The organism is Micromonospora sp. NPDC127501 (assembly GCF_040302185.1).
Taxonomy (GTDB): Bacteria; Actinomycetota; Actinomycetes; order Mycobacteriales; family Micromonosporaceae; genus Micromonospora.
On sequence record NZ_JBEORJ010000020.1, the window covers coordinates 18,235 to 35,985 of the forward strand.

A 17,751-nucleotide genomic window follows, 5' to 3' on the forward strand; every position below is an offset into this window, starting at 1 on the left:
CGAGCCCAGTTCCAGGCCGCTGCCGACCGCGCCGCTGCCGACCGCGCCGCTGCCGACCGCGCCGCTGTCACCCGACCCACCTCGAGATGACCCATGGCCCCCGTGCGCGCCGACATGCTAGAAGGGGACGTGCCTGACCTGACAAGCTCCCCTGATGCCACGTCCCTCACGACTCAGCGGCTGCTGTTGCGCCGCTGGCGAAGCGATGATCTGGACGGGTTCGCCGCCGTCAACGCGCAGCCCGAGGTGATGCGCTACATCCATGACGGCCGCACCCTGGACCGGGCCGCGTCCGCGGAGCGTCTGGCCACCTATCAGCGGCAGTGGGACGAGCACGGCTTCGGCCTGTACGCGGTGGAGATCAGAGAGACCGGCGAGCTGGCCGGTTTCACCGGACTGGCGGTGCCGACCTTCCTGCCCGAGATCATGCCGGCCGTGGAGATCGGCTGGCGGCTCGGCCGGGCGTACTGGGGTCGGGGCCTGGCCACCGAGGCGGCCCAGGCCGTTGTCGCCCACACTCGTGCCGAGCTCGGCCTGCGGCGGCTGGTCAGCATCCACGTCGTCGGCAACGAGGCGTCCGCGCGGGTGATGGTCAAGCTGGGCATGTCGCTGGAGCGCGAGACCGTGCAGCCGGACACCGGCCGCCAGGTCCGGGTGTACGCGATGGACCTGTAAGCGGCCGTGGCGCCGGTTGCCGCGGGTCGGCCGGTCAGCGGGCCACGACGGGCTGGGGCGCGGGCGTCCGGGTGAAGGGGATGTCGACGTGGTCCGCCGTCCCCGGCTGGCGGTCGGGGTGCCGCCACAGCCCTCGGTCGCGCAGGATCGGCAGCACGCCCTCACCGAACCAGTACGCCTCCTCCAGGTGCGGATAGCCGGAGAGGATGAACTCGTCGATGCCGAGCGCGTGGTATTCCGCGATCCGGTCGGCGACCTCGGCGTGGCTGCCCACCAGCGCGGTGCCGGCCCCGCCGCGGACCAGCCCCACCCCCGCCCACAGGTTGGGGGCGATCTCCAGGCCGTCGCGGGAGCCGCCGTGCAGGTCGAGCATGCGGCGCTGCCCCTCGGACTCGCTGCGGCGCAGCCCCTCCTGCACGGCCCGGATGTCGGCCTCGGAGACCCCGTCGAGCAGGCGCTGGGCCTGCGCCCAGGCCTGTTCGGTGGTGTCGCGCGCGATGACGTGCAGCCGGATGCCGAAGCGCAGCTCCCGCCCGGCGCGGGTGGCCAGCGCCCGGACCCGCTCGAGCTTGTCGGCGACCAGGGCCGGCGGCTCGCCCCAGGTGAGGTAGACGTCGCTGTACCGCACCGCCACCGGGAGGGCGGCGGCGGAGGACCCACCGAAGTAGACCGGCGGTACCGGGTCGGGCAGTCGGTGCAGTCGTGCCTGTTCGACGCGGACGTGGGTGCCGTCGTGGTCGACGGTCTCGCCGCGCCACAGCGCACGCACCACGTGCAGGAACTCGTCGGCCCGCGCGTACCGGGCGTCCTTGTCCAGGAAGTCGCCGTAGGCCCGCTGCTCCTGCGACTCACCGCCGGTGACCACGTTGAGCAGCAGCCGGCCCTGGGACAACCGCTGGAAGGTCGAGGCCATCTGGGCAGCGAGGGTGGGGGCCAACAGGCCGGGCCGGAAGGCGACCAGGAACTTGAGTCGCTCGGTCACCTCGGTGAGCATCGCGGTGCTGAGCCAGGCGTCCTCGCACCAGGCGCCGGTCGGGGTGAGCGCGCCGACGAAGCCGAGTTGCTCGGCGCTGCGGGCTATCTGCCCGAGGTACGCCACGCTGGCCGGGCGGGCGCCTCCGGCGGCGCCTGTCGGTACGCCGTGGCCGCCGCCGACGATGTCCCGGCTGTCGCCGTTGGTGGGCAGGAACCAGTGGAAGGTGAGGGTCATCGGGCTCTTTCCTCCAGCGGGGGTGGTCGGCGCGCGCGGTGAGGCGGGCACCTCCTGAGGGGTGGGACGATCCCACCGACAGCCTACCCATAAAACCTATCGGGTTAGTAGGCTACTGCTGGCGCCGACACCTGTCGATGCGCCGCTGTCCACCTGCCCCGACCCGAGGAGCCGCCATGCCCACCCCGCCGACGAGCCGCCCCCCGCAACGCCGCCTCCTGACGGCCGTGCTCACCACCGTGGCGCTGCTCGCCACGGTCGCGGTGAGCGCGTGCGGCGGGTCCGCCGATGCGGGCGGCACCAAGGGCAAACTCCGGATCGGCTACCAGCGCTTCGGCGGACTGAGCCTGGTCAAGGCGCGCGGCGCCGCACCGGATGTGGAGTGGTCGCTGTTCGAGAGCGGCCCCGCGCTCACCGAGGCGCTCAAGGCCGGCTCCATCGACATCGGACAGGTCGGCGAGGCGCCACCCGTCTTCGCCGCCGCCGGGAAGATCCCGTTCTCCGTCATCGGCACCTCGGCGCCGATTCCGCAGGGTGAGGCCGTGCTGGTCAAGGCCGACCGGGGCTACCGCAGCTTCGCCGACCTCAAGGGCAGGACGGTGGCCCTCAACAAGGGGTCGAACGTGCACTGGTTGCTGGTGCGGCTGCTGGAGGCGAACAACATGACCCTGAAGGACATCCAGGTCAAGTACCTCAAGCCCGCCGAGGGGCGACCCGCGTTCGACGGCGGGCAGATCGACGCCTGGGTGATCTGGGACCCGTACTTCGCCCTGGCCGAGCAACCGGGGGTCCAGGTGCTCGCCGACGCCACCGGTCTGGCCAGCAACCGGGAGTACGTCCTTGCCACGCCCCGGGCGGTCGACAAGCGGTCGGACGAGATCCGGGCGTTCCTCCAGCGCTACCGCGAGGTGACCGACTGGGGCATCGCCCACCCCGAGGAGCGAGCCAGCACCCTCGCGCCGGAGCTGAAGATCCCGCAGGACGTCACCAGCCGCGCCCTGGCCCGCAGCGCCAAGCCCCTCGCCCCGGTGACCCCGGCCATCGGCGACGAGCTTCAGGCGATCACCGACAGCTTCATCGCCCTGGAACTCATCCCGGGGCCGGTCGACCTGCGGTCCCGGGTCGACGGCCGGTTCAACGAGGTGTTCCAGTGAGTCGTGCGACGCTCGTCGAGGCGCCCGACGAGGTCACAGCGGTGGTGCCTGTCGTACCCCGTCGTCAGCGGCCGGCCCGACGCTGGCGGCGGGTGGTGAGCCCGGTGGTGCTGGTCCTGTGCTGGGAGTTGGCCGCACGGACCGGGTTGCTGGCGGCCGAGAAGCTGCCCGCGCCCAGCGACGTCCTGGCCACCGGCGCGCGGCTGAGCCGGGACGGAACGCTCGGCATCCACCTGCTGGACTCCCTCTCCCGGGCCGGGGCGGGCCTGCTGATCGGTGGTCTCCTGGCCCTGGTGCTGGGCACCGTGGCCGGGCTGTTGCGGCTCGGTGACGACCTGGTCGACCCGCCGGTGCAGATGGCCCGGATGCTGCCGCACCTGGGGCTGGTCCCGTTGCTGATCATCTGGGTCGGCATCGGTGAATCACTCAAGATCAGCCTGGTGGCATTGGGCGCGTTCTTCCCCATCTACTTCAACACCTACGCCGGCATCCGGGACATCGACGAGAGGCTGGTGGAGGCGGCCCGTACCTGTGGTCTGGGGCAGGCCGCCCGACTGCGGCACGTGGTGCTGCCCGGCGCGCTGCCGTCTCTCTTCCTCGGCCTGCGGCTGGCGATCGGGGCGGCCTGGCTCAGCCTGGTCGTCGGGGAACAGGTCAACGCCCAGACCGGGATCGGCTTTCTGATGATGGAGGCGCGGGAGTTCAGCCAGACCGACGTGGTGGTGCTCGGCCTGCTCGTCTACGCCCTGCTCGGGCTGATATCCGACAGTGCGCTGCGCGTCCTGGAGAGGAGGATGTTGACATGGCGTCGCGGACTGCGAGCCACCTGAACGGCACCGAGCCGGTGCTCACCGCCCACGCGGTGCGCCGGGCGTTCGGGCCGACGGCCGTGCTGGCCGGGGTCGACCTGACCATCGCCCGCGGTGAGGTGGTGGCCCTGCTGGGTGGCAGCGGTTCCGGCAAGAGCACGCTGCTGCGGATTCTCGCCGGGTTGGACGGCGAGGCCAGCGGGACGAGCGTCGTGCACGGCACCGCTGCGGTGGTCTTCCAGGAGCACCGGTTGCTGCCGTGGAAACGCGTGGCGGAGAACGTGGGGCTCGGGCTGTCCGGCGCGGACGCCCCGGGGCGGATCCGACGGGCGCTGGCCGAGGTCGGCCTCGCCGAACGGGATCGCGCCTGGCCGGCCGAGTTGTCCGGTGGGCAGGCGCAGCGGGTGGCAGTGGCGCGGGCCCTGGTCCGCGAACCGGACCTGCTGCTGCTCGACGAGCCGTTCGGCGCCCTGGACGCGCTGACCCGACTGCGGATGCAGATCCTGCTGCGCCGGCTACGCGCCGAGCACGGCTTCGCCGCCCTGCTGGTCACCCACGACGTGGAGGAGGCGCTGCTGCTCGCCGACCGGATCCTGCTCCTCGACGAGGGCCGCATCGCCGCGGAGCTGCCCGTCGACCTCGGCCCCACCCGCACGCCGGACGACCCGGCCTTCGGCGCGCTGCGCCGCCACCTGCTCGACCGACTCGGCGTTCCCACCACCTGACGAGCGGAGCTGTGATGACCCGCTGGACCCCCGACCCCACGTTCTATCCCTCGCCCCGCGAGGCGGTGACCGCACCGGCGGAGAAGCTCGCCTACGTGGCGGCCTTCGACCGGACGGCCAGCCGTCCGGACGCCATCGTGGTGCTGGACACCGACCCCGACTCCCCTGACTACGGCCGGGTCGTCGGCTGGACCGACCTGCCGTACGTCGGTGACGAGCTGCACCACTTCGGCTGGAACGCGTGCAGCAGCGCGCTCTGCCCGACCGCCCCGCACCCGCACGTCGAGCGGCGCTACCTGATCGTGCCCGGCCTGCGGTCGTCGCGCATCCACGTGCTCGACACCCAGCCCGATCCGCGCCAGCCGCAGATCGTCAAGGTGATCGGGGCGGAGGAGCTGGCGAAGCGGGCCGGCTACTCGCGGCCGCACACCGTGCACTGTGGCCCGGACGGCATCTACCTCTCCGCCCTCGGCGGCGCGGACGGCGCGGAGGGCCCGGGTGGCATCGCCATCCTCGACCACACCACGTTCGAGGTCCGCGGGGCGTGGGAGGCCGACCGGGGGCCGCAGTTCCTGGCGTACGACGTGTGGTGGCATCTCACCCAGGACGTGCTGGTCACCAGCGAGTGGGGCACCCCGCCGATGATCGAGGACGGCATCATCGGTGAGTTGCTGCTGGGCCGACGCTACGGGCACGCCATCCACTTCTGGGATCTGGCGAAACGCCGGCACGTTCAACGGGTCGATCTCGGCGACCAGTACCAGATGCCACTGGAGCTGCGGCCGGCGCACGACCCGACGAAGTCGTACGGGTTCGTCGGGGTGGTGATCAGCGTCGAGGACCTGTCCGCCTCGGTCTGGCTCTGGCACCGCGACGGGGACGCCTGGGCGGTCACCAAGGTCATCGACATCCCGGCCGAGCCGGCCGACCCGGCGAACCTGCCCGACCTGCTCAAGCCGTTCGGGGCGGTGCCGCCGCTGGTGACCGACATCGACCTGTCGGTGGACGACAGGTTCCTCTACGTGTCCTGCTGGGGCACCGGTGAGCTGCGCCAGTACGACGTCACCGATCCGCTGCACCCGGTGCAGACGGGCTCGGTGCACCTCGGCGGGATCGTCCGCCGGACCGCGCACCCGTCCGCGCCGGACGAGGCGTTGGCCGGTGGCCCACAGATGGTGGAGGTCAGCCGGGACGGCCGACGGGTCTACGTCAGCAACTCGCTCTACGGCGCGTGGGACGACCAGTTCTACCCCGACGGGGTGGGTGCCTGGCTGGCCAAGCTCGACGTCGACGTGGACGCCGGCGGGCTCACCCCGGACGAGCGGTTCTTTCCGCACGGGGAGGAGTTCCGGGGCCTGCGGGTGCACCAGACCCGGTTGCAGGGCGGGGACGCCTCCTCCGACTCGTACTGCTATCCGTGACCGTGACCACACTGGCGACGCTCGCCGCGCTCGGCGCGTTCCATGGTCTGAACCCGGCGATGGGTTGGTTGTTCGCGGTGGCCCGGGGCCTTCAGGAGCGCAGCCGGCTGGCGTTGCTGCGCGCCCTGCCGCCGATCGCCGCGGGCCATCTCGCCTCGGTGGCCATCGTCGCGGCGTTGGTCGCCGCGACCCGGTCGGTGACGGCGAGCAGCGCCCTCGCGGTGGTCGGCGGTGTGGTGCTCGTGGCCTTCGGGCTGTGGCGACTGCTCTCCGAGCGGCACTTCCGCTGGGCGGGAATGCGGCTGTCGGCGGCGCAGCTCGCCGCCTGGTCGTTCCTGATGTCGTCGGCGCACGGCGCGGGGCTGATGCTGTTGCCGGTGCTGGTGGCCGAGCCGGTGCCCGGGGGTCACTCCGGGCACCTGGCTGCCGCGCCGGTCGGTGCGCTGTCCGGCCTCGCGGCGGCCGGGGTGCACACAGTCGCCATGCTCGGCGTCGCCCTGGCCGTGGCGCTGCTGGTCTACCAGGTGCTCGGGGTGGGCGTGCTGCGTCGGGCCTGGTTCAACGTTGACCGGCTCTGGGCCGGCGTGCTGGTGGCCGCGGGGTTGGTGACGCTGATCCGGGCGTGACCATCCATCGTGGAAACGTGTGATGTGTGATCTCATGTCGTGGTGATCACTCCGACTCCCCTCATGCGTCTGGTGGCCGGTGTGTGGGGGTTCAAGACCCTCGCGGCCGGCGTCGAACTCGGTCTGTTCACCCGGCTCGCCGGCGGGCGGACGATGACCGTCGAGCAGGCCGCCGCCGAGTTCGGGCTGCCCGACCGGCCCGCGGACCTGTTGCTGGCCGCCAGTGCGTCGCTCGGCCTGCTGGAAAAGGCCGGCGACGGTTACCGCAACTCCGAGTTGGCCGAGCAGTTCCTGGTCGAGGGCCGCCCGTACTACTTCGGGGCGCAGGTTCGCTACTCGGACCTGCGCACCTACCTGCCCTGGCACCGCATCGGCGAGGCTCTGCGCACGGATCGGCCGTTGACCTGGGATCCGGAGTCCCAACAGTCCATGTTCGACACCGAGGATCCCCAGATGCTGGCGCAGTTCTGGGACGCGATGTTCTCCACGTCGAGCTTCACCGCCAGCGCGTTGGCCGACGCGTACGACTTCTCCGCCCATCGCCGGTTGCTGGACGTGGGCGGCGGCGCGGGCGCGTTCCCGATCGAGTTCTGCCGGCGACTGCCCGAGCTGCGGGCGACCGTCCTGGACCTGCCGCACGTCTGCGTCCGGGCCCGGGAGCGGATCGCGGAGGCCGGCCTGACCGGGCGGATCGACGCCGTGGCCGGCGACTTCCTCGCCGGCCCGGCGCTGCCGGACGGGCACGACGTCATCCTGCTCAGCATGATCCTGCACGACTGGGACGAGCCGACGAACCGGGCGTTGCTGGCCCGGTGCCACGCGGCGTTGCCGCCCGGCGGGGCGATCGTCGTCTGCGAGCTGCTGCTCAACGACGAACGCACCGGGCCGCCGGAGGCGGCCCTGATGGGGATGAACATGCTGGTGGAGACGGAGGGCGGCCGGAACTACTCGGGCGCCGAGTACGCGGCCTGGCTCACCGACGCCGGCTTCGTCGACGTGCGTACCGTGCCGTTCGACGCGCCGGGCGCCAACGGCGCGGTGGTGGCCCGCCGGCCCTGACCGACGACGACACCCGGCCCCGGTGCGAACCGTGGGCCGGGTGTCGCGGCGCCTCACGGCGCTGGCGTCCGATCGGCTACCGGTACGGGTCAGGCGCGAGCCTTGGCCGGCTGCTTCATGAAGTCCATGATCGCCTTGTTGATCTCGTCGGGGTGGGTCCACGGGATACCGTGCGGCGCGCCCTTGAGCGTGATGAGCTGGCCGGTCGGCATCATCGGCCCCAGCCGCTGCCCGGTCACCGGATAGGGCAGCACCCGGTCCTGGTCACCCTGCACGATCAACACCGGAACGTCGACCTTCGGCAGGTCCGGACGGAAGTCCTCCTGCCAGGCGTCCACACTGTCATGGGTGCCCTTGGCGGAGGCCATCGCACCGATCTGCCAGTGCGCCCGGTACGCCTCCTCGCTGACCCGCTTGCCCATGTTCTGGTCCGGGTTGAAGAACGCGTCGCAGAACGACGTCAGGTAGGCGAACCGGTCCTTGATGATGGCGTCCTGGAAGCCCTTGAAGAGGCTCCGGTCGACGCCCTCCGGGTTGTCGCTCGCCTTGGCCAGCATGGGTTGCAGCGGGCTGAGCACCACGGCCCGGCTCACGCGCTGGGAGCCGTAGTTGCCCAGGTACCGGATCACCTCGCCGGTGCCCATCGAGTGACCGATCAGGGTCACCTCGCTCAGGTTCAGCTCGGTCATCAGCACGTCCAGGTCCGCCGCGAACGTGTTGTAGTCGTACCCGAAGGTCGGCTGGGCGGAGTTGCCGAAACCACGCCGATCGTAGGTGATCGTCCGGTATCCGGCGTTGAGCAGCTGGGTGGTCACCTTCTCCCAGGTCGCCCCGTTGAACGGGAACCCGTGGATCAGCACCACCGGCTTACCGGAACCGTGATCCTCGTAGTACAGGTCGATGGGCGCGGAGTTTTCCGTTCCCACGGTGATGAAAGGCATGTTTGTCTCCTGCTCCGGTTTCGGGCTGTCGGACGCCCCGCGCTTTCCCGTCGGGTCGCCGGATATGCGAGCCACCGAAGGCACCTCGGGAGCCGCTCGATCACCCACATCCCATCGACATTTATCAACCTCGTCGGTAGGGTCGCCGGTAGGAAAGTTTCGGCGTACGGGAGGTGGGCATGCTTCGACGAGTCCGCACTGGGGCCGCCGCATTGGCCGTCGGAGCGGCGACGGCCGCCCTGGCGGCCACGCCGGCCCAGGCCGACCCGGTGGTGCCACGGCACGCCATCGTGGTCTGCCAGAGCGCCAGCTTCTACGCCAACTACGACTCCGCCGGCGGTCCGACCGGCCTCAAGCGCACCCTGGCCTATGGCAACAAGATCGGCCACACCCCGGGAGCACACCCGGTCTACAACGGGTGGGCGGCTTCCTTCGACTTCGGCCCGAACGACTGGGGCTACCTGCGCGCCGAGTGCGTCGGCGGGTACGACTCATGGTGATCAGACGTCGCGCCCTCGCCGGCCTGCTCGCAGTGACCGTCGCCGCCACCGTGGCCCTGCCGTCCCCCGCGCAGGCCGCCAACGGCACCATCGGCCAACGAGAGACGGTGTGTGCCAGCGACCTGTTCGTCCGCACCCAGCCCGTCGGCGCCTGGATGGGCACCCTCTACCAGGGTCAGACGTTCCTGGTCGAGGGTCCCCGCAGCGGCGGCTACATCTACGGCTTCGCCTACGGGCACATCAACCGGCGCGGCTGGGTGCAGGACGGCTGGTTCTGCTGACCATGCCCCACCGGACAGGGGTGTCCTGATCGGGCCGCGACAGCCTAGCCTCCGAGGGTGAGCCTTCCGCCCCGACTGCGGGCCGTCAGCGACCTGCACGTCGGGCACCCGCAGAACCGCGCGTTCGTGCAGGAGCTGCACCCGGACAACGACGGCGACTGGCTGCTGGTCGCCGGGGACGTCGCCGACCGGTTCGCCGACATCGAGTGGGCGCTCGGGCTGCTGAGCAGTCGGTTCGCGCGGGTCGTCTGGGCACCGGGCAACCACGAGCTGTGGACACCGCCGCGCGACCCGGTCACGTTGCGCGGCGAGGAGCGCTACCGCGAGCTGGTGCGGATGTGCCGGCGGCTGGGGGTGCTCACCCCGGAGGACCCGTACCCGGTGTGGGACGGCGACGGCGGCCCGGCCACCATCGCGCCGCTCTTCGTGCTCTACGACTACACGTTCCGGGTGCCGGAAGCACGCAGCCAGCAGGAGTCACTGGCCCTGGCGTACGCGGCCGGGGTGGTCTGCACCGACGAGGCGCTGCTGCACCCCGACCCGTACCCGAGTCGGGAGGTGTGGTGCGACGCGCGGATCACCGAGACCGAACGCCGGCTGGCCGGGCGCGACCCAGCGCTGCCCACGGTGCTGGTCAACCACTACCCGCTGGTGCGAGAGCCCACCGACGTCCTGCGCTACCCGGTCTTCGCCCAGTGGTGCGGCACGGTCCGCACCAGCGACTGGCACCTGCGCTTCGACGCCGCCACAGTGGTCTACGGGCACCTGCACATCCCGCGCACCACGTTCCACGACGGGGTGCGTTTCGAGGAGGTCTCCCTCGGCTACCCCCGCGAGTGGCAGCCCCGAGGGCCGGTACCCGACCCGGTGCGCACCATCCACCCGGCAGATGACCTGCGCCGGCGCTCGTCCGTCGACGGGTGAGGCCGTCAGGATGTCCGCAGCGGCCGGAACGCGGCCCGCACCTCGGCGGAGAAGAGTTCCGGCTCCTCCCACGCCGCGAAGTGCCCGCCGCGGTCGGCCTCGTTGAAGTACGCGATGCCGGGGTAGACAGCCTCGGCCCAGCTACGCGGAGCAGCCCAGATCTCGCCGGGGAACGTGGTGAAGCCAACCGGGACCGTGACCGGCGGCGGGGCCTGACCGGCTGCCATGGCCGCAGCCAGGAACCGCCCCTGCTCCCAGTACCACCGGGCGGACGAGGCGCCGGTCCCCGTCAACCAGTACAGCGTGATGTTGTCGAGGACGCTGTCCCTGGTGAGACCGCCGGCCGGATCACCGTCGAGGAACACGCGGGAGATCTTGTAGTAGCTGTCCGTGTCGTGGTCGAGCATCCAGGCCGCCAACCCGACGGGTGAGTCCAGCAGCGAATAGCCGATCGTCTGCGGCCGGGTGGACTGCTCCAGGAAGTAGCCGAACCCGTCCGTCGAGAACAGCTTGAGCGCGTCGAGCGCGGCGCGCTCCTGCTCGGAACTCGCCGGCAACTTGTCCTTGATGCCGACCGCCCCGGCGAGCAGGTTGACGTGGATGCCGAGCAGCCCTTGGGGTCCTTGGCGCCCCATGGCGTCCGTGACGGCCGCGCCGACGTCGCCGCCCTGTGCGACATAGCGCGAATACCCGAGGCGGTCCATGAGTTTCGCCCACGCCTGTGCCATTCGCGCGGAATCCCAGCCGAGGTCGGTCGGCTCGCCGGAGAAGCCGTAGCCCGGCAAGGACGGCAGCACCAGGTGGAACGCGTCCTCGGGCGTGCCGCCGTGCGCCGTCGGGTCGGTCAGCGGGCCGACGGCCCCGAGCAGCTCGACGACCGAGCCCGGCCAACCGTGCGTCATGATCAACGGCAGGGCGCTCTCATGCTGCGACCGCACGTGGATGAAGTGAATCTCGACGCCGTCGATGTTCGTCGTGTACTGCGGCAGCGAATTCAGCTTCGTCTCGCACGCACGCCAGTCGTAATCGGTCATCCAGTAACGGGCCAACTCCTGGATCGTCGCCAGCTGCACCCCCTGCGAGCGATCGGTGACCAACTCGCGGGTGGGCCAGCGGGTAGCCGCAATCCGGCGACGCAGATCGGCGATCGTGTCCTCCGGTGTGTCGAGCCGGAAGGGACGAATTTCGGTGTCGTTGGACATCTTCCCCACCTCGCCAGGTCGAGTCGGCCAGTGCCGATGCACCGACGGTGCCGGCACTCGCCCAGTCTCACAGCGGGCCGGTGACACCCGGGCCGAAACGCGAATCGCCGACGCGCCTCCGCGTCACACCCATGGGATGATCAACCGGTGAGCCAACCGGACGAACTCGACGACAACTGGCTGAATGGCGAGGAAGTCACCTGTCCGGAGTGCCAGGAACGCCTCTACCGCCTCGACCACTCGCCACTGCTCGACTGCTATTTCCTCTACTGCGACTGCTGCCCGATGCGGGTGGATGTCAGTTACTACGACAAGACGTTCAGGACCATCGCCGACGCGCTCCCTTGCGAGGACAGGACCTACCCCACGCTGATGGCGGCACTTGAGGCGCGGCTACGGCGGTGCGACTGCGGCGGGCGGTTCCGGGATTCGGCGCCTCGGCGCTGCCACCGGTGCTTCACCGTCCTGACGGCCATCAGCGCACCTTCCGGTGTCGACGTCTGGCCGGGTTGGTGGACAGATGAGACGGACACCGGAGCCTTGGAAGAGACGTTCACCGCCAGGTACTTCCGCACCGAGGACCTCTGGGAGCGCTGACGCTGGCTTTACGCACCATCCACCCGGCCTACGACCTGCGCCTGCGCTCGTCCGTCAGCGGGTGAGGCCGACCACCGTGGCCAGTCGCGCCACGCCGACCGGCGCCGGCTGCGCGCGGGCGACATCGGCGATGAGGGTACGCGCCAACGGCCGGCAGCGAACCTCAGCCGGCGCGATGCTGTCCGCGTCGACGAGCGCGCGAGCCGCCCCGCGCAGGTCACCCACCTGGAGGTACTCCCGCGCGGCGTCGACCAAGTACGCGCCCCGATACTCGGCCGGCAACCGCCGCCACCCCTCTCGCCGCACCACAGTCGAGTGCCGTCGTAGCGCCTCGACGGCGTCACCTCGTTGCGCCGCCACGAGCACCCGGGCCAGCTCGACGGCGACCGGCCCGAAGCTGGTGCGGTGCGGATCGTCGTACCCCCTAAGGCTGGCGGCGATCCCCGCAGCCCGGTCGGTCAGCTCGTCGGCGCGGCGGTGCTCGCCGCATCCAGCGGCGGCGAGAGCGGCCTGAAGCAGCAGCGTCCCACCCACCGCCCTCCCCCGGCGATCGCCCTGACCTCGGCTGCCGCGCTGACCTTGGTGATCAAGAGGTTTGCGGGAAGTTTGATCTCCAAAAGTCCCGCAAACCTCTTGATCACCATCGTGGGATGAGGGTGGAAGGAGGCGATTGGCGGCGGGGAGCAGTGCGGCCAGGGCCAGGTGGTCTCGGTCTTGCGCGCGGAGCGCTTGGCCTACCGAGATGGCTGCTGTTGCCGCCAGGATGGGGTCGTCGCCGGCGGCGGACATCGCCCGGTCGGCGGCCAGCCACCCGAGGTCGGCCTCGTCGAGCTTCACCAACAACGACGAAGTGATCCGGTACGTCTGCACCAGCAACTCCGGTGACCGCACGGCCTGAGCGGCGTCGAGCAGACCCGGCAGGACTCGCACCAACTGGCCGTAGTGCGCGTGCTGGTAGCTCAGCCAGGCGTACCCGACCTGTCTTCTTAGCTCTTCCGTCTTCTGCTTCGCAGCTGGCGGGGTGTCGTAGCGGGCGAGGGCGGCCCGGATGTCGTCGACGCCGTCCGGCGTGCCCGCCGAGGTGCTGGGCTGCTGGCCGAGCAGCACCTCCGGGTCGACCCGCAGAACGTGGGCAACCTCCTGGATCACCGAATAGCGGTCCAGGGCGCGAACTCCCCGCTCCACCTTGTCCACCCAGCTCTTCGACCTGCGCAGCCGGTCCGCGAGCATCTGCTGCGTCATCGACCGCCGCACCCGCCACCGCGCCACCCGCCGACCGATCGGGACGTCATCGCTGGTCACGCCGCCGCCGCCGGTCCGGGACCGCACGGGTCGTTTCCTCCACCGGTACGCGTTCCGCCTCGGCCTGCGCCAGGAGACGCTGCTTGGCGGCCTCCCGCTCGGCCGCGTCGCACCGCTCGCCCCTACTCGTCGGCTCATCGCCTTGCATGCCCACCTCCGCCAGGCGGCGCACGACGCTAGGACTTCGTCGGCGCCCAGGACTCCTGCAATTACCGAAGCCGGTTGTCGATCGACGGACCAGATGGCAAGCAATGCGTGCGATTGCGCTGGTCAGGACGTGGGTTGCGCGGGGTTGCGCAGGTCCCCATCGGACCGCATCAACCCATAGGCTCGTCACCAGTTGTAGTTGGCTGATACCTGGAGGCGGAACCATGGCGCGACCGGTGACGAACGCAGCATTCGAAGGGCTGCTGCTTGCCGCCGGCTACGGCAACGCCCACGCCGCCTTCGCGAGGCAGCTCAACCACGCCGGGCGCAACGAGGGCGCTTGGCGCTACGACGCTGCCAGCGTCTACTGGTGGTTGCGGGGTCGCCGGCCAGGCGAGCACGTCCAGACGGCCATGGCCGAGACCCTAACCCGCAAGCTCGGTCGGTCCGTCGCCGTCACGGAGCTGGGCTTCGGTGCGGCCGACAGCCTCGGAACGTGCGTCTACCCCGCGTCCATCGACGGCACGATCGATACCGCCGAGCAGATCTGGACGAGGCTCGCCAAGCACCTCAACTCACAGGTCACCAGCGGGCCGTTCGACAGCGGCAAAGCCCTACAGGCGGCACTCGCTTGGCGGTATGACCCGAGCGACGTGACAGTCAGCAGGAGCGGCCGACAGCAAGTCACCTCCACCGACGTCCAGTCGCTGTACGCGCTGGCGGACCACTTCACCGACCTCGACCGACGCCACGGCAGCGGGTCTCCGCGCACCCGGGCGCTCATGGCCGACTTCCTCATACGCCAGGTCACACCCATGCTGCACAGCACCTACACCGAAGCCGTGGGACGCGACCTCATGCGCGCAGCAGCGACACTTTGCGGGCAACTCGCCTTCATGTCGTACGACGCGGGCCACCATGCCACAGCCCAACAACACGTGACCGTCGCCTTGCGGCTCGCCAAGGCCGCCGATGACCGCCTGTACGGTGCTCACCTGCTGGCCAACCTCGCTACCCAGGCCGTGCACCTGGGCCACTCTCGGGACGCGGCCCGGCTAGCCGAAGCGGCCATCGACGGGGCAGGGTGTGCGCCTGCCGCCGTACTCGCTCGGCTGCACGCCACTGCCGCTACCGCGTACGGGCAGTCCGGCGAGCGACGTGGCTGCCAACTCGCGCTCGCCAGAGCCGAGCGTGCTCTCGACCGCGCAGGCGCAGTCCGCGGTCCACGCTGGGTCACCTACTTCAGCCCGGCCCACCTCGCCGGAGCCGCACTGAGGTGCTTGGGCGACCTACAGCTGTATTCGCAAGCCCTTGACCACGCTCCCGACGCTCTCACCCTCGCCAGCGAGAACACCCGGACGCGTGCCCTGCACACCGCTCTCGTCGCCGTAACTCATGCCCGCGCTGGGGACACCGACGCCGCCTGCAACTGGGGTCGGAAGTTGGCACAGCACGCCTCGGGCATCCATTCGGCGCGTGTGCAACAGCGCGTCCGCGAACTGGCGGCAACACTCAGCCCTCAGCAGGCGTCACCCCAGGTCAGCGAAGTTCTGCACAGCCTCGCGACCATGCCGGCAGCCGCGTAGCGCGGGAGCCCCACCTGGACCCGTCCGCTAGCGTCACGAAGGTGACCTGGACGGAGCCTGCCACGTGGTACGCCAACCTGGCTTCCTTCTACGCCGCCGCTGCGGCCTTCATCACCGACCCGGCCGGCAACGTGCTGCTCGTCAAGCCCACGTACCGCGACCACTGGGCCTTCCCCGGCGGCTATGTTGACGAGGGCGAATACCCACACGACGCCTGCGCCCGGGAGATCCGTGAGGAGTTGGGGATCTCTGTCGTAGTGGGTGACCTTCTCGTAGTGGACTGGGCACCGCCCGCCGGGCAGCGGCCACGCGCGATTGTCAGCTTCACGTTCGACTGCGGGTCGATCGCAGACCTCGACGGTCTCGTCCTGCCGGGACAGGAGTTGGAGGAGGCCGCCTTCTTCTCGCCCCGAGAGGCCGAGCAACGTCTTCCCGACAACGTCGCCACACGAGTTCGTGCGGCGATGAGCGCTCACGACCTACACGCTGCGCTGTACCTTGCTGGCGGCTCGGTCCTCCCACCGCCATCCGGTGATGGAGCAGAACACGAAGCAGAGCGTCGGTCGCGGACTGCGTGAACAAATTCCGGCGCACCCGTCAACTCGTCGGTCGCTCACCAGCCCAGACGCCTGTTACGGCTCACGAATGCGGATCTGGCGAACTGCCCTCTTCTGAGTTCGGTCCGTGCACCGTCTCGACGATGGCCAAGGCCCGCTCAAGCAGTGGTCGAGCCGCCGCTGCGTCCCCCAAATCCCGCAGGATCAGGGCGAGATTTCTCAGCCGGATCGCGACGTCAGGGTGATCCGGACGGTATGCCGCCTCACTAATGGCCAAGGCCCGCTCAGCCAGTGGTCGAGCCGCCGCCGCGTCTCCCAAGGCGTGCAGGACCATGGCGAGATTGTTCAGCTCGGTCGCGACGGCAGGGTGGTCCGGCCCGTAAACCGTCTCGTCGATGGCCAAGGCCCGCTCAAGCAGCGATCGCGCCGCCGCCGCATCCCCCAAGTTTCGCAGGACCAGGGCGAGATTGTTCAGCCCGGTAGCAACGGCAGGGTGGTCCGGCCCGCGCACCGTCTCGTCGATGGCCAAGGCCCGCTCAAGCAGCGGTCGAGCCGCCGCCGCATCCCCCAAATCCTGAAGTATCAGGGCGAGGTTGTTTAGCCGGATCGCGACCGCAGGATGGTCCGGCCCGAACGCCACCTCACTAATGGCCAAGGCCCGCTCAGCCAGCTGTCGAGCCCTTGCCACGTCCCCCAAATCCTGCAGGACCAGGGCGAGATTGCTCAGCCCGATAGCAACGGCAGGGTGGTCCCGTCCATACACCGTCTCGTCGATGGCCAAGGCCCGCTCAAGCAACGGCCGAGCCGCCGCTGCATCCCCCACATTTCGCAGGACTAGGGCGAGATTGTTCAGCCCGGTCGCGACGTCAGGGTGGTCCGGCCCGTGCACCGCCTGATGGATGGCCAACGCCCGCTCAAGCAGAGGTGTGGCCTCGACGTATCGCCCGTGTGCCTGAAGGAAGGTTCCAGCGCGATCAAGTAGATAACTACAATCCTGAGCCACCGCAGAATCTTCGCCACCATCATCAGGCACATAGCCAGTGGCCGTCAGAACATGCGGCAACAGAACCGACCACCTAGGCCATCCCTCAGGGGACTGCAGAACATCTTCACCGGGCGCGGCGGCCCGCAACAAACTCAAGGCCACTGCCAAGGGATTCACCACCAGCATCCTTGATCAACCCACCCGTCCGGCACCTCGGTGCCAAGGCACGAATCCGACGCTCACAGGAGTGTTGTAATGATCAATGCAACTCCGTAGGCCGCTATTCCGCAATGAAGTCCGGTCCACAGGTGGTGTAAGCGCACTCGATGTAGGCGAGGGTGCTTTTCGTAGTGCGCTTCCCGGAATTGCCGTATAAGATCGTCGCCGCGCGTCAACGAACCGCCCTCTTTCAGTGCCTGGGTCAGGGCCCGAGCTTGCTGGAGATGATATTCGGCACGCTCGTGATATTTCGCTGCCGCTAGGGCACCGAATAGTCCCGACAGCGTGATTAGAATAGACAGCGGCAAAGTTGTGGCGGCGAACTTCTGTTGCGCGATGAGGCCGCTCAGCGCAGCCGTGATGGCAAGCAGGTAGTTGGTGAGGACCGCACGCTGGTTCTCCGATTGCCGTAACTGCTCGCGGTGTTCACCCCAGTAAGCAAGGGTGGCAGCATCGACCTGGCTCACTTAACGATCTCCTCTGAATACGATTGCGCGAGGCCCGTCACCGCCTCGTCGATCACCACCGCCCGCTCAAGCAACGGCCGAGCCGCCCCCCGTATCCCCCACATCCCGCAGGAGCATGGCGAGATTGTGCAGCACGGTCGCAACGACAGGGTGGTCCGGCCCGTGCACGGCCTCAGCGATGACCAACGCCCGCTCAAGCAACGGCCTAGCTGACGCCGCATCCCCCAAATCCTGCAGGACCGTCGCGAGATTGTTCAGCCCCGTCGCGACGTCAGGGTGATCCGGCCCGTACACCGCCTCAACGATGACCAACGCCCGCTCAAGCAACGGCCTAGCTGACGCCGCATCCCCCAAATCCTGCAGA

At 69.8% G+C, this 17,751-nt stretch carries 21 protein-coding genes; 13 read left to right on the forward strand and 8 right to left on the reverse strand.

Going from position 1 to position 17,751, the window contains the following annotated elements; translation table 11 throughout:
* The first annotated feature begins 129 nt into the window (after positions 1 to 129).
* A complete protein-coding gene (locus tag ABTW72_RS30995; RefSeq protein ID WP_350865055.1) occupies positions 130 to 675 on the forward strand; it encodes a GNAT family N-acetyltransferase in 546 nt (181 codons plus the stop codon).
* Between the two features lie 34 nt (positions 676 to 709).
* Here ABTW72_RS30995 and ABTW72_RS31000 read toward each other — a convergent pair whose 3' ends face one another.
* A complete protein-coding gene (locus tag ABTW72_RS31000) occupies positions 710 to 1,885 on the reverse strand; it encodes an LLM class flavin-dependent oxidoreductase (protein WP_350865057.1) in 1,176 nt (391 codons plus the stop codon).
* A 176-nt stretch (positions 1,886 to 2,061) separates the two neighbouring features.
* On the opposite strand from ABTW72_RS31000, the gene ABTW72_RS31005 reads away from it, so the two are divergent.
* From ABTW72_RS31005 to ABTW72_RS31030, 6 genes are read left to right on the forward strand one after another with little or no spacing between them, the layout of a single operon-like run.
* Positions 2,062 to 3,039, forward strand: coding sequence for an aliphatic sulfonate ABC transporter substrate-binding protein (locus ABTW72_RS31005; RefSeq protein WP_350865060.1), 978 nt, complete (start codon positions 2,062 to 2,064; stop codon positions 3,037 to 3,039).
* Positions 3,036 to 3,869: an ABC transporter permease gene (locus tag ABTW72_RS31010; protein WP_350865062.1), complete on the forward strand. Its 834-nt coding sequence runs from the start codon at positions 3,036 to 3,038 to the stop codon at positions 3,867 to 3,869. The genes ABTW72_RS31005 and ABTW72_RS31010 overlap by 4 nt, the downstream gene beginning before the upstream one ends.
* Positions 3,842 to 4,573 (forward strand): ABC transporter ATP-binding protein, encoded by a 732-nt coding sequence (locus tag ABTW72_RS31015; RefSeq protein WP_350865065.1) that lies wholly within the window; start codon positions 3,842 to 3,844, stop codon positions 4,571 to 4,573. The genes ABTW72_RS31010 and ABTW72_RS31015 overlap by 28 nt, the downstream gene beginning before the upstream one ends.
* 14 nt (positions 4,574 to 4,587) lie before the next feature.
* Complete coding sequence (locus ABTW72_RS31020) at positions 4,588 to 5,994, forward strand: selenium-binding family protein (RefSeq protein ID WP_350865068.1); 1,407 nt, start codon at positions 4,588 to 4,590, stop codon at positions 5,992 to 5,994.
* A complete protein-coding gene (locus ABTW72_RS31025; RefSeq protein ID WP_350865071.1) occupies positions 5,991 to 6,620 on the forward strand; it encodes a hypothetical protein in 630 nt (209 codons plus the stop codon). Before ABTW72_RS31020 ends, ABTW72_RS31025 begins: the two co-directional genes overlap by 4 nt.
* A 42-nt stretch (positions 6,621 to 6,662) precedes the next feature.
* Positions 6,663 to 7,679, forward strand: coding sequence for a methyltransferase (locus ABTW72_RS31030; protein WP_350865074.1), 1,017 nt, complete (start codon positions 6,663 to 6,665; stop codon positions 7,677 to 7,679).
* 89 nt (positions 7,680 to 7,768) lie between these two features.
* Here the strand turns inward: ABTW72_RS31030 and ABTW72_RS31035 are convergent, their stop codons facing one another.
* Complete coding sequence (locus ABTW72_RS31035; RefSeq protein WP_350865077.1) at positions 7,769 to 8,620, reverse strand: alpha/beta fold hydrolase; 852 nt, start codon at positions 8,618 to 8,620, stop codon at positions 7,769 to 7,771.
* A 179-nt stretch (positions 8,621 to 8,799) separates the two neighbouring features.
* Between ABTW72_RS31035 and ABTW72_RS31040 the strand changes: the two genes are divergently transcribed.
* From ABTW72_RS31040 to ABTW72_RS31050, 3 genes are read left to right on the forward strand one after another with little or no spacing between them, the layout of a single operon-like run.
* Positions 8,800 to 9,120 carry a hypothetical protein gene (locus tag ABTW72_RS31040; RefSeq protein ID WP_350865080.1) on the forward strand — a complete coding sequence of 107 codons (321 nt, stop codon included), beginning with the start codon at positions 8,800 to 8,802 and terminating at the stop codon, positions 9,118 to 9,120.
* A complete protein-coding gene (locus tag ABTW72_RS31045; protein ID WP_350865083.1) occupies positions 9,114 to 9,401 on the forward strand; it encodes a hypothetical protein in 288 nt (95 codons plus the stop codon). The genes ABTW72_RS31040 and ABTW72_RS31045 overlap by 7 nt, the downstream gene beginning before the upstream one ends.
* Positions 9,402 to 9,458: 57 nt before the next feature.
* The gene (locus ABTW72_RS31050; RefSeq protein WP_350865086.1) at positions 9,459 to 10,325 is read left to right on the forward strand and encodes a metallophosphoesterase family protein; all 867 of its coding nucleotides are present in this window, start codon (positions 9,459 to 9,461) and stop codon (positions 10,323 to 10,325) included.
* Positions 10,326 to 10,330: 5 nt separating this feature from the next.
* On the opposite strand, the gene ABTW72_RS31055 is transcribed toward ABTW72_RS31050, so the two are convergent.
* Complete coding sequence (locus ABTW72_RS31055) at positions 10,331 to 11,527, reverse strand: epoxide hydrolase family protein (protein WP_350865089.1); 1,197 nt, start codon at positions 11,525 to 11,527, stop codon at positions 10,331 to 10,333.
* A gap of 147 nt (positions 11,528 to 11,674) precedes the next feature.
* On the opposite strand from ABTW72_RS31055, the gene ABTW72_RS31060 reads away from it, so the two are divergent.
* Positions 11,675 to 12,124 (forward strand): hypothetical protein, encoded by a 450-nt coding sequence (locus ABTW72_RS31060; protein ID WP_350865092.1) that lies wholly within the window; start codon positions 11,675 to 11,677, stop codon positions 12,122 to 12,124.
* Between the two features lie 54 nt (positions 12,125 to 12,178).
* Here ABTW72_RS31060 and ABTW72_RS31065 read toward each other — a convergent pair whose 3' ends face one another.
* Both ABTW72_RS31065 and ABTW72_RS31070 read right to left on the reverse strand, forming a co-directional pair.
* Complete coding sequence (locus ABTW72_RS31065) at positions 12,179 to 13,426, reverse strand: helix-turn-helix domain-containing protein (RefSeq protein ID WP_350865197.1); 1,248 nt, start codon at positions 13,424 to 13,426, stop codon at positions 12,179 to 12,181.
* Positions 13,413 to 13,574 (reverse strand): hypothetical protein, encoded by a 162-nt coding sequence (locus tag ABTW72_RS31070; RefSeq protein WP_350865095.1) that lies wholly within the window; start codon positions 13,572 to 13,574, stop codon positions 13,413 to 13,415. Before ABTW72_RS31070 ends, ABTW72_RS31065 begins: the two co-directional genes overlap by 14 nt.
* Before the next feature lie 223 nt (positions 13,575 to 13,797).
* Between ABTW72_RS31070 and ABTW72_RS31075 the strand changes: the two genes are divergently transcribed.
* Both ABTW72_RS31075 and ABTW72_RS31080 read left to right on the forward strand, forming a co-directional pair.
* On the forward strand, positions 13,798 to 15,159 hold the full coding sequence (locus ABTW72_RS31075) for an NsdA family TPR-like regulatory protein (protein ID WP_350865098.1): 1,362 nt from the start codon (positions 13,798 to 13,800) through the stop codon (positions 15,157 to 15,159).
* A 41-nt stretch (positions 15,160 to 15,200) separates the two neighbouring features.
* Entirely contained in the window at positions 15,201 to 15,737 is a 537-nt protein-coding gene (locus ABTW72_RS31080) for an NUDIX domain-containing protein (RefSeq protein WP_350865101.1), read from the forward strand.
* A gap of 61 nt (positions 15,738 to 15,798) precedes the next feature.
* Here ABTW72_RS31080 and ABTW72_RS31085 read toward each other — a convergent pair whose 3' ends face one another.
* The 3 genes from ABTW72_RS31085 to ABTW72_RS31095 all read right to left on the reverse strand — a co-directional run.
* Positions 15,799 to 16,881, reverse strand: a complete 1,083-nt coding sequence (locus tag ABTW72_RS31085) for a tetratricopeptide repeat protein (protein ID WP_350865104.1) — start codon at positions 16,879 to 16,881, stop codon at positions 15,799 to 15,801.
* A gap of 59 nt (positions 16,882 to 16,940) precedes the next feature.
* The gene (locus ABTW72_RS31090; protein ID WP_350865107.1) at positions 16,941 to 17,387 is read right to left on the reverse strand and encodes a hypothetical protein; all 447 of its coding nucleotides are present in this window, start codon (positions 17,385 to 17,387) and stop codon (positions 16,941 to 16,943) included.
* 66 nt (positions 17,388 to 17,453) lie between these two features.
* Positions 17,454 to 17,751 (reverse strand): tetratricopeptide repeat-containing protein (locus ABTW72_RS31095; protein ID WP_350865110.1); only part of this gene is annotated, 298 nt, incomplete at its 5' end.

What these genes read in the sequence shown, in the direction of transcription:
- ABTW72_RS31000 (WP_350865057.1), bottom strand. Translation starts at nt 1,885, where the DNA reads ATGACCCTCACCTTCCACTGGTTCCTGCCCACCAACGGCGACAGCCGG.
- ABTW72_RS31005 (WP_350865060.1), top strand. Translation starts at nt 2,062, where the DNA reads ATGCCCACCCCGCCGACGAGCCGCCCCCCGCAACGCCGCCTCCTGACG.
- ABTW72_RS31015 (WP_350865065.1), top strand. Translation starts at nt 3,842, where the DNA reads ATGGCGTCGCGGACTGCGAGCCACCTGAACGGCACCGAGCCGGTGCTC.
- ABTW72_RS31020 (WP_350865068.1), top strand. Translation starts at nt 4,588, where the DNA reads ATGACCCGCTGGACCCCCGACCCCACGTTCTATCCCTCGCCCCGCGAG.
- ABTW72_RS31035 (WP_350865077.1), bottom strand. Translation starts at nt 8,620, where the DNA reads ATGCCTTTCATCACCGTGGGAACGGAAAACTCCGCGCCCATCGACCTG.
- ABTW72_RS31040 (WP_350865080.1), top strand. Translation starts at nt 8,800, where the DNA reads ATGCTTCGACGAGTCCGCACTGGGGCCGCCGCATTGGCCGTCGGAGCG.
- ABTW72_RS31045 (WP_350865083.1), top strand. Translation starts at nt 9,114, where the DNA reads ATGGTGATCAGACGTCGCGCCCTCGCCGGCCTGCTCGCAGTGACCGTC.
- ABTW72_RS31055 (WP_350865089.1), bottom strand. Translation starts at nt 11,527, where the DNA reads ATGTCCAACGACACCGAAATTCGTCCCTTCCGGCTCGACACACCGGAG.
- ABTW72_RS31070 (WP_350865095.1), bottom strand. Translation starts at nt 13,574, where the DNA reads ATGCAAGGCGATGAGCCGACGAGTAGGGGCGAGCGGTGCGACGCGGCC.
- ABTW72_RS31075 (WP_350865098.1), top strand. Translation starts at nt 13,798, where the DNA reads ATGGCGCGACCGGTGACGAACGCAGCATTCGAAGGGCTGCTGCTTGCC.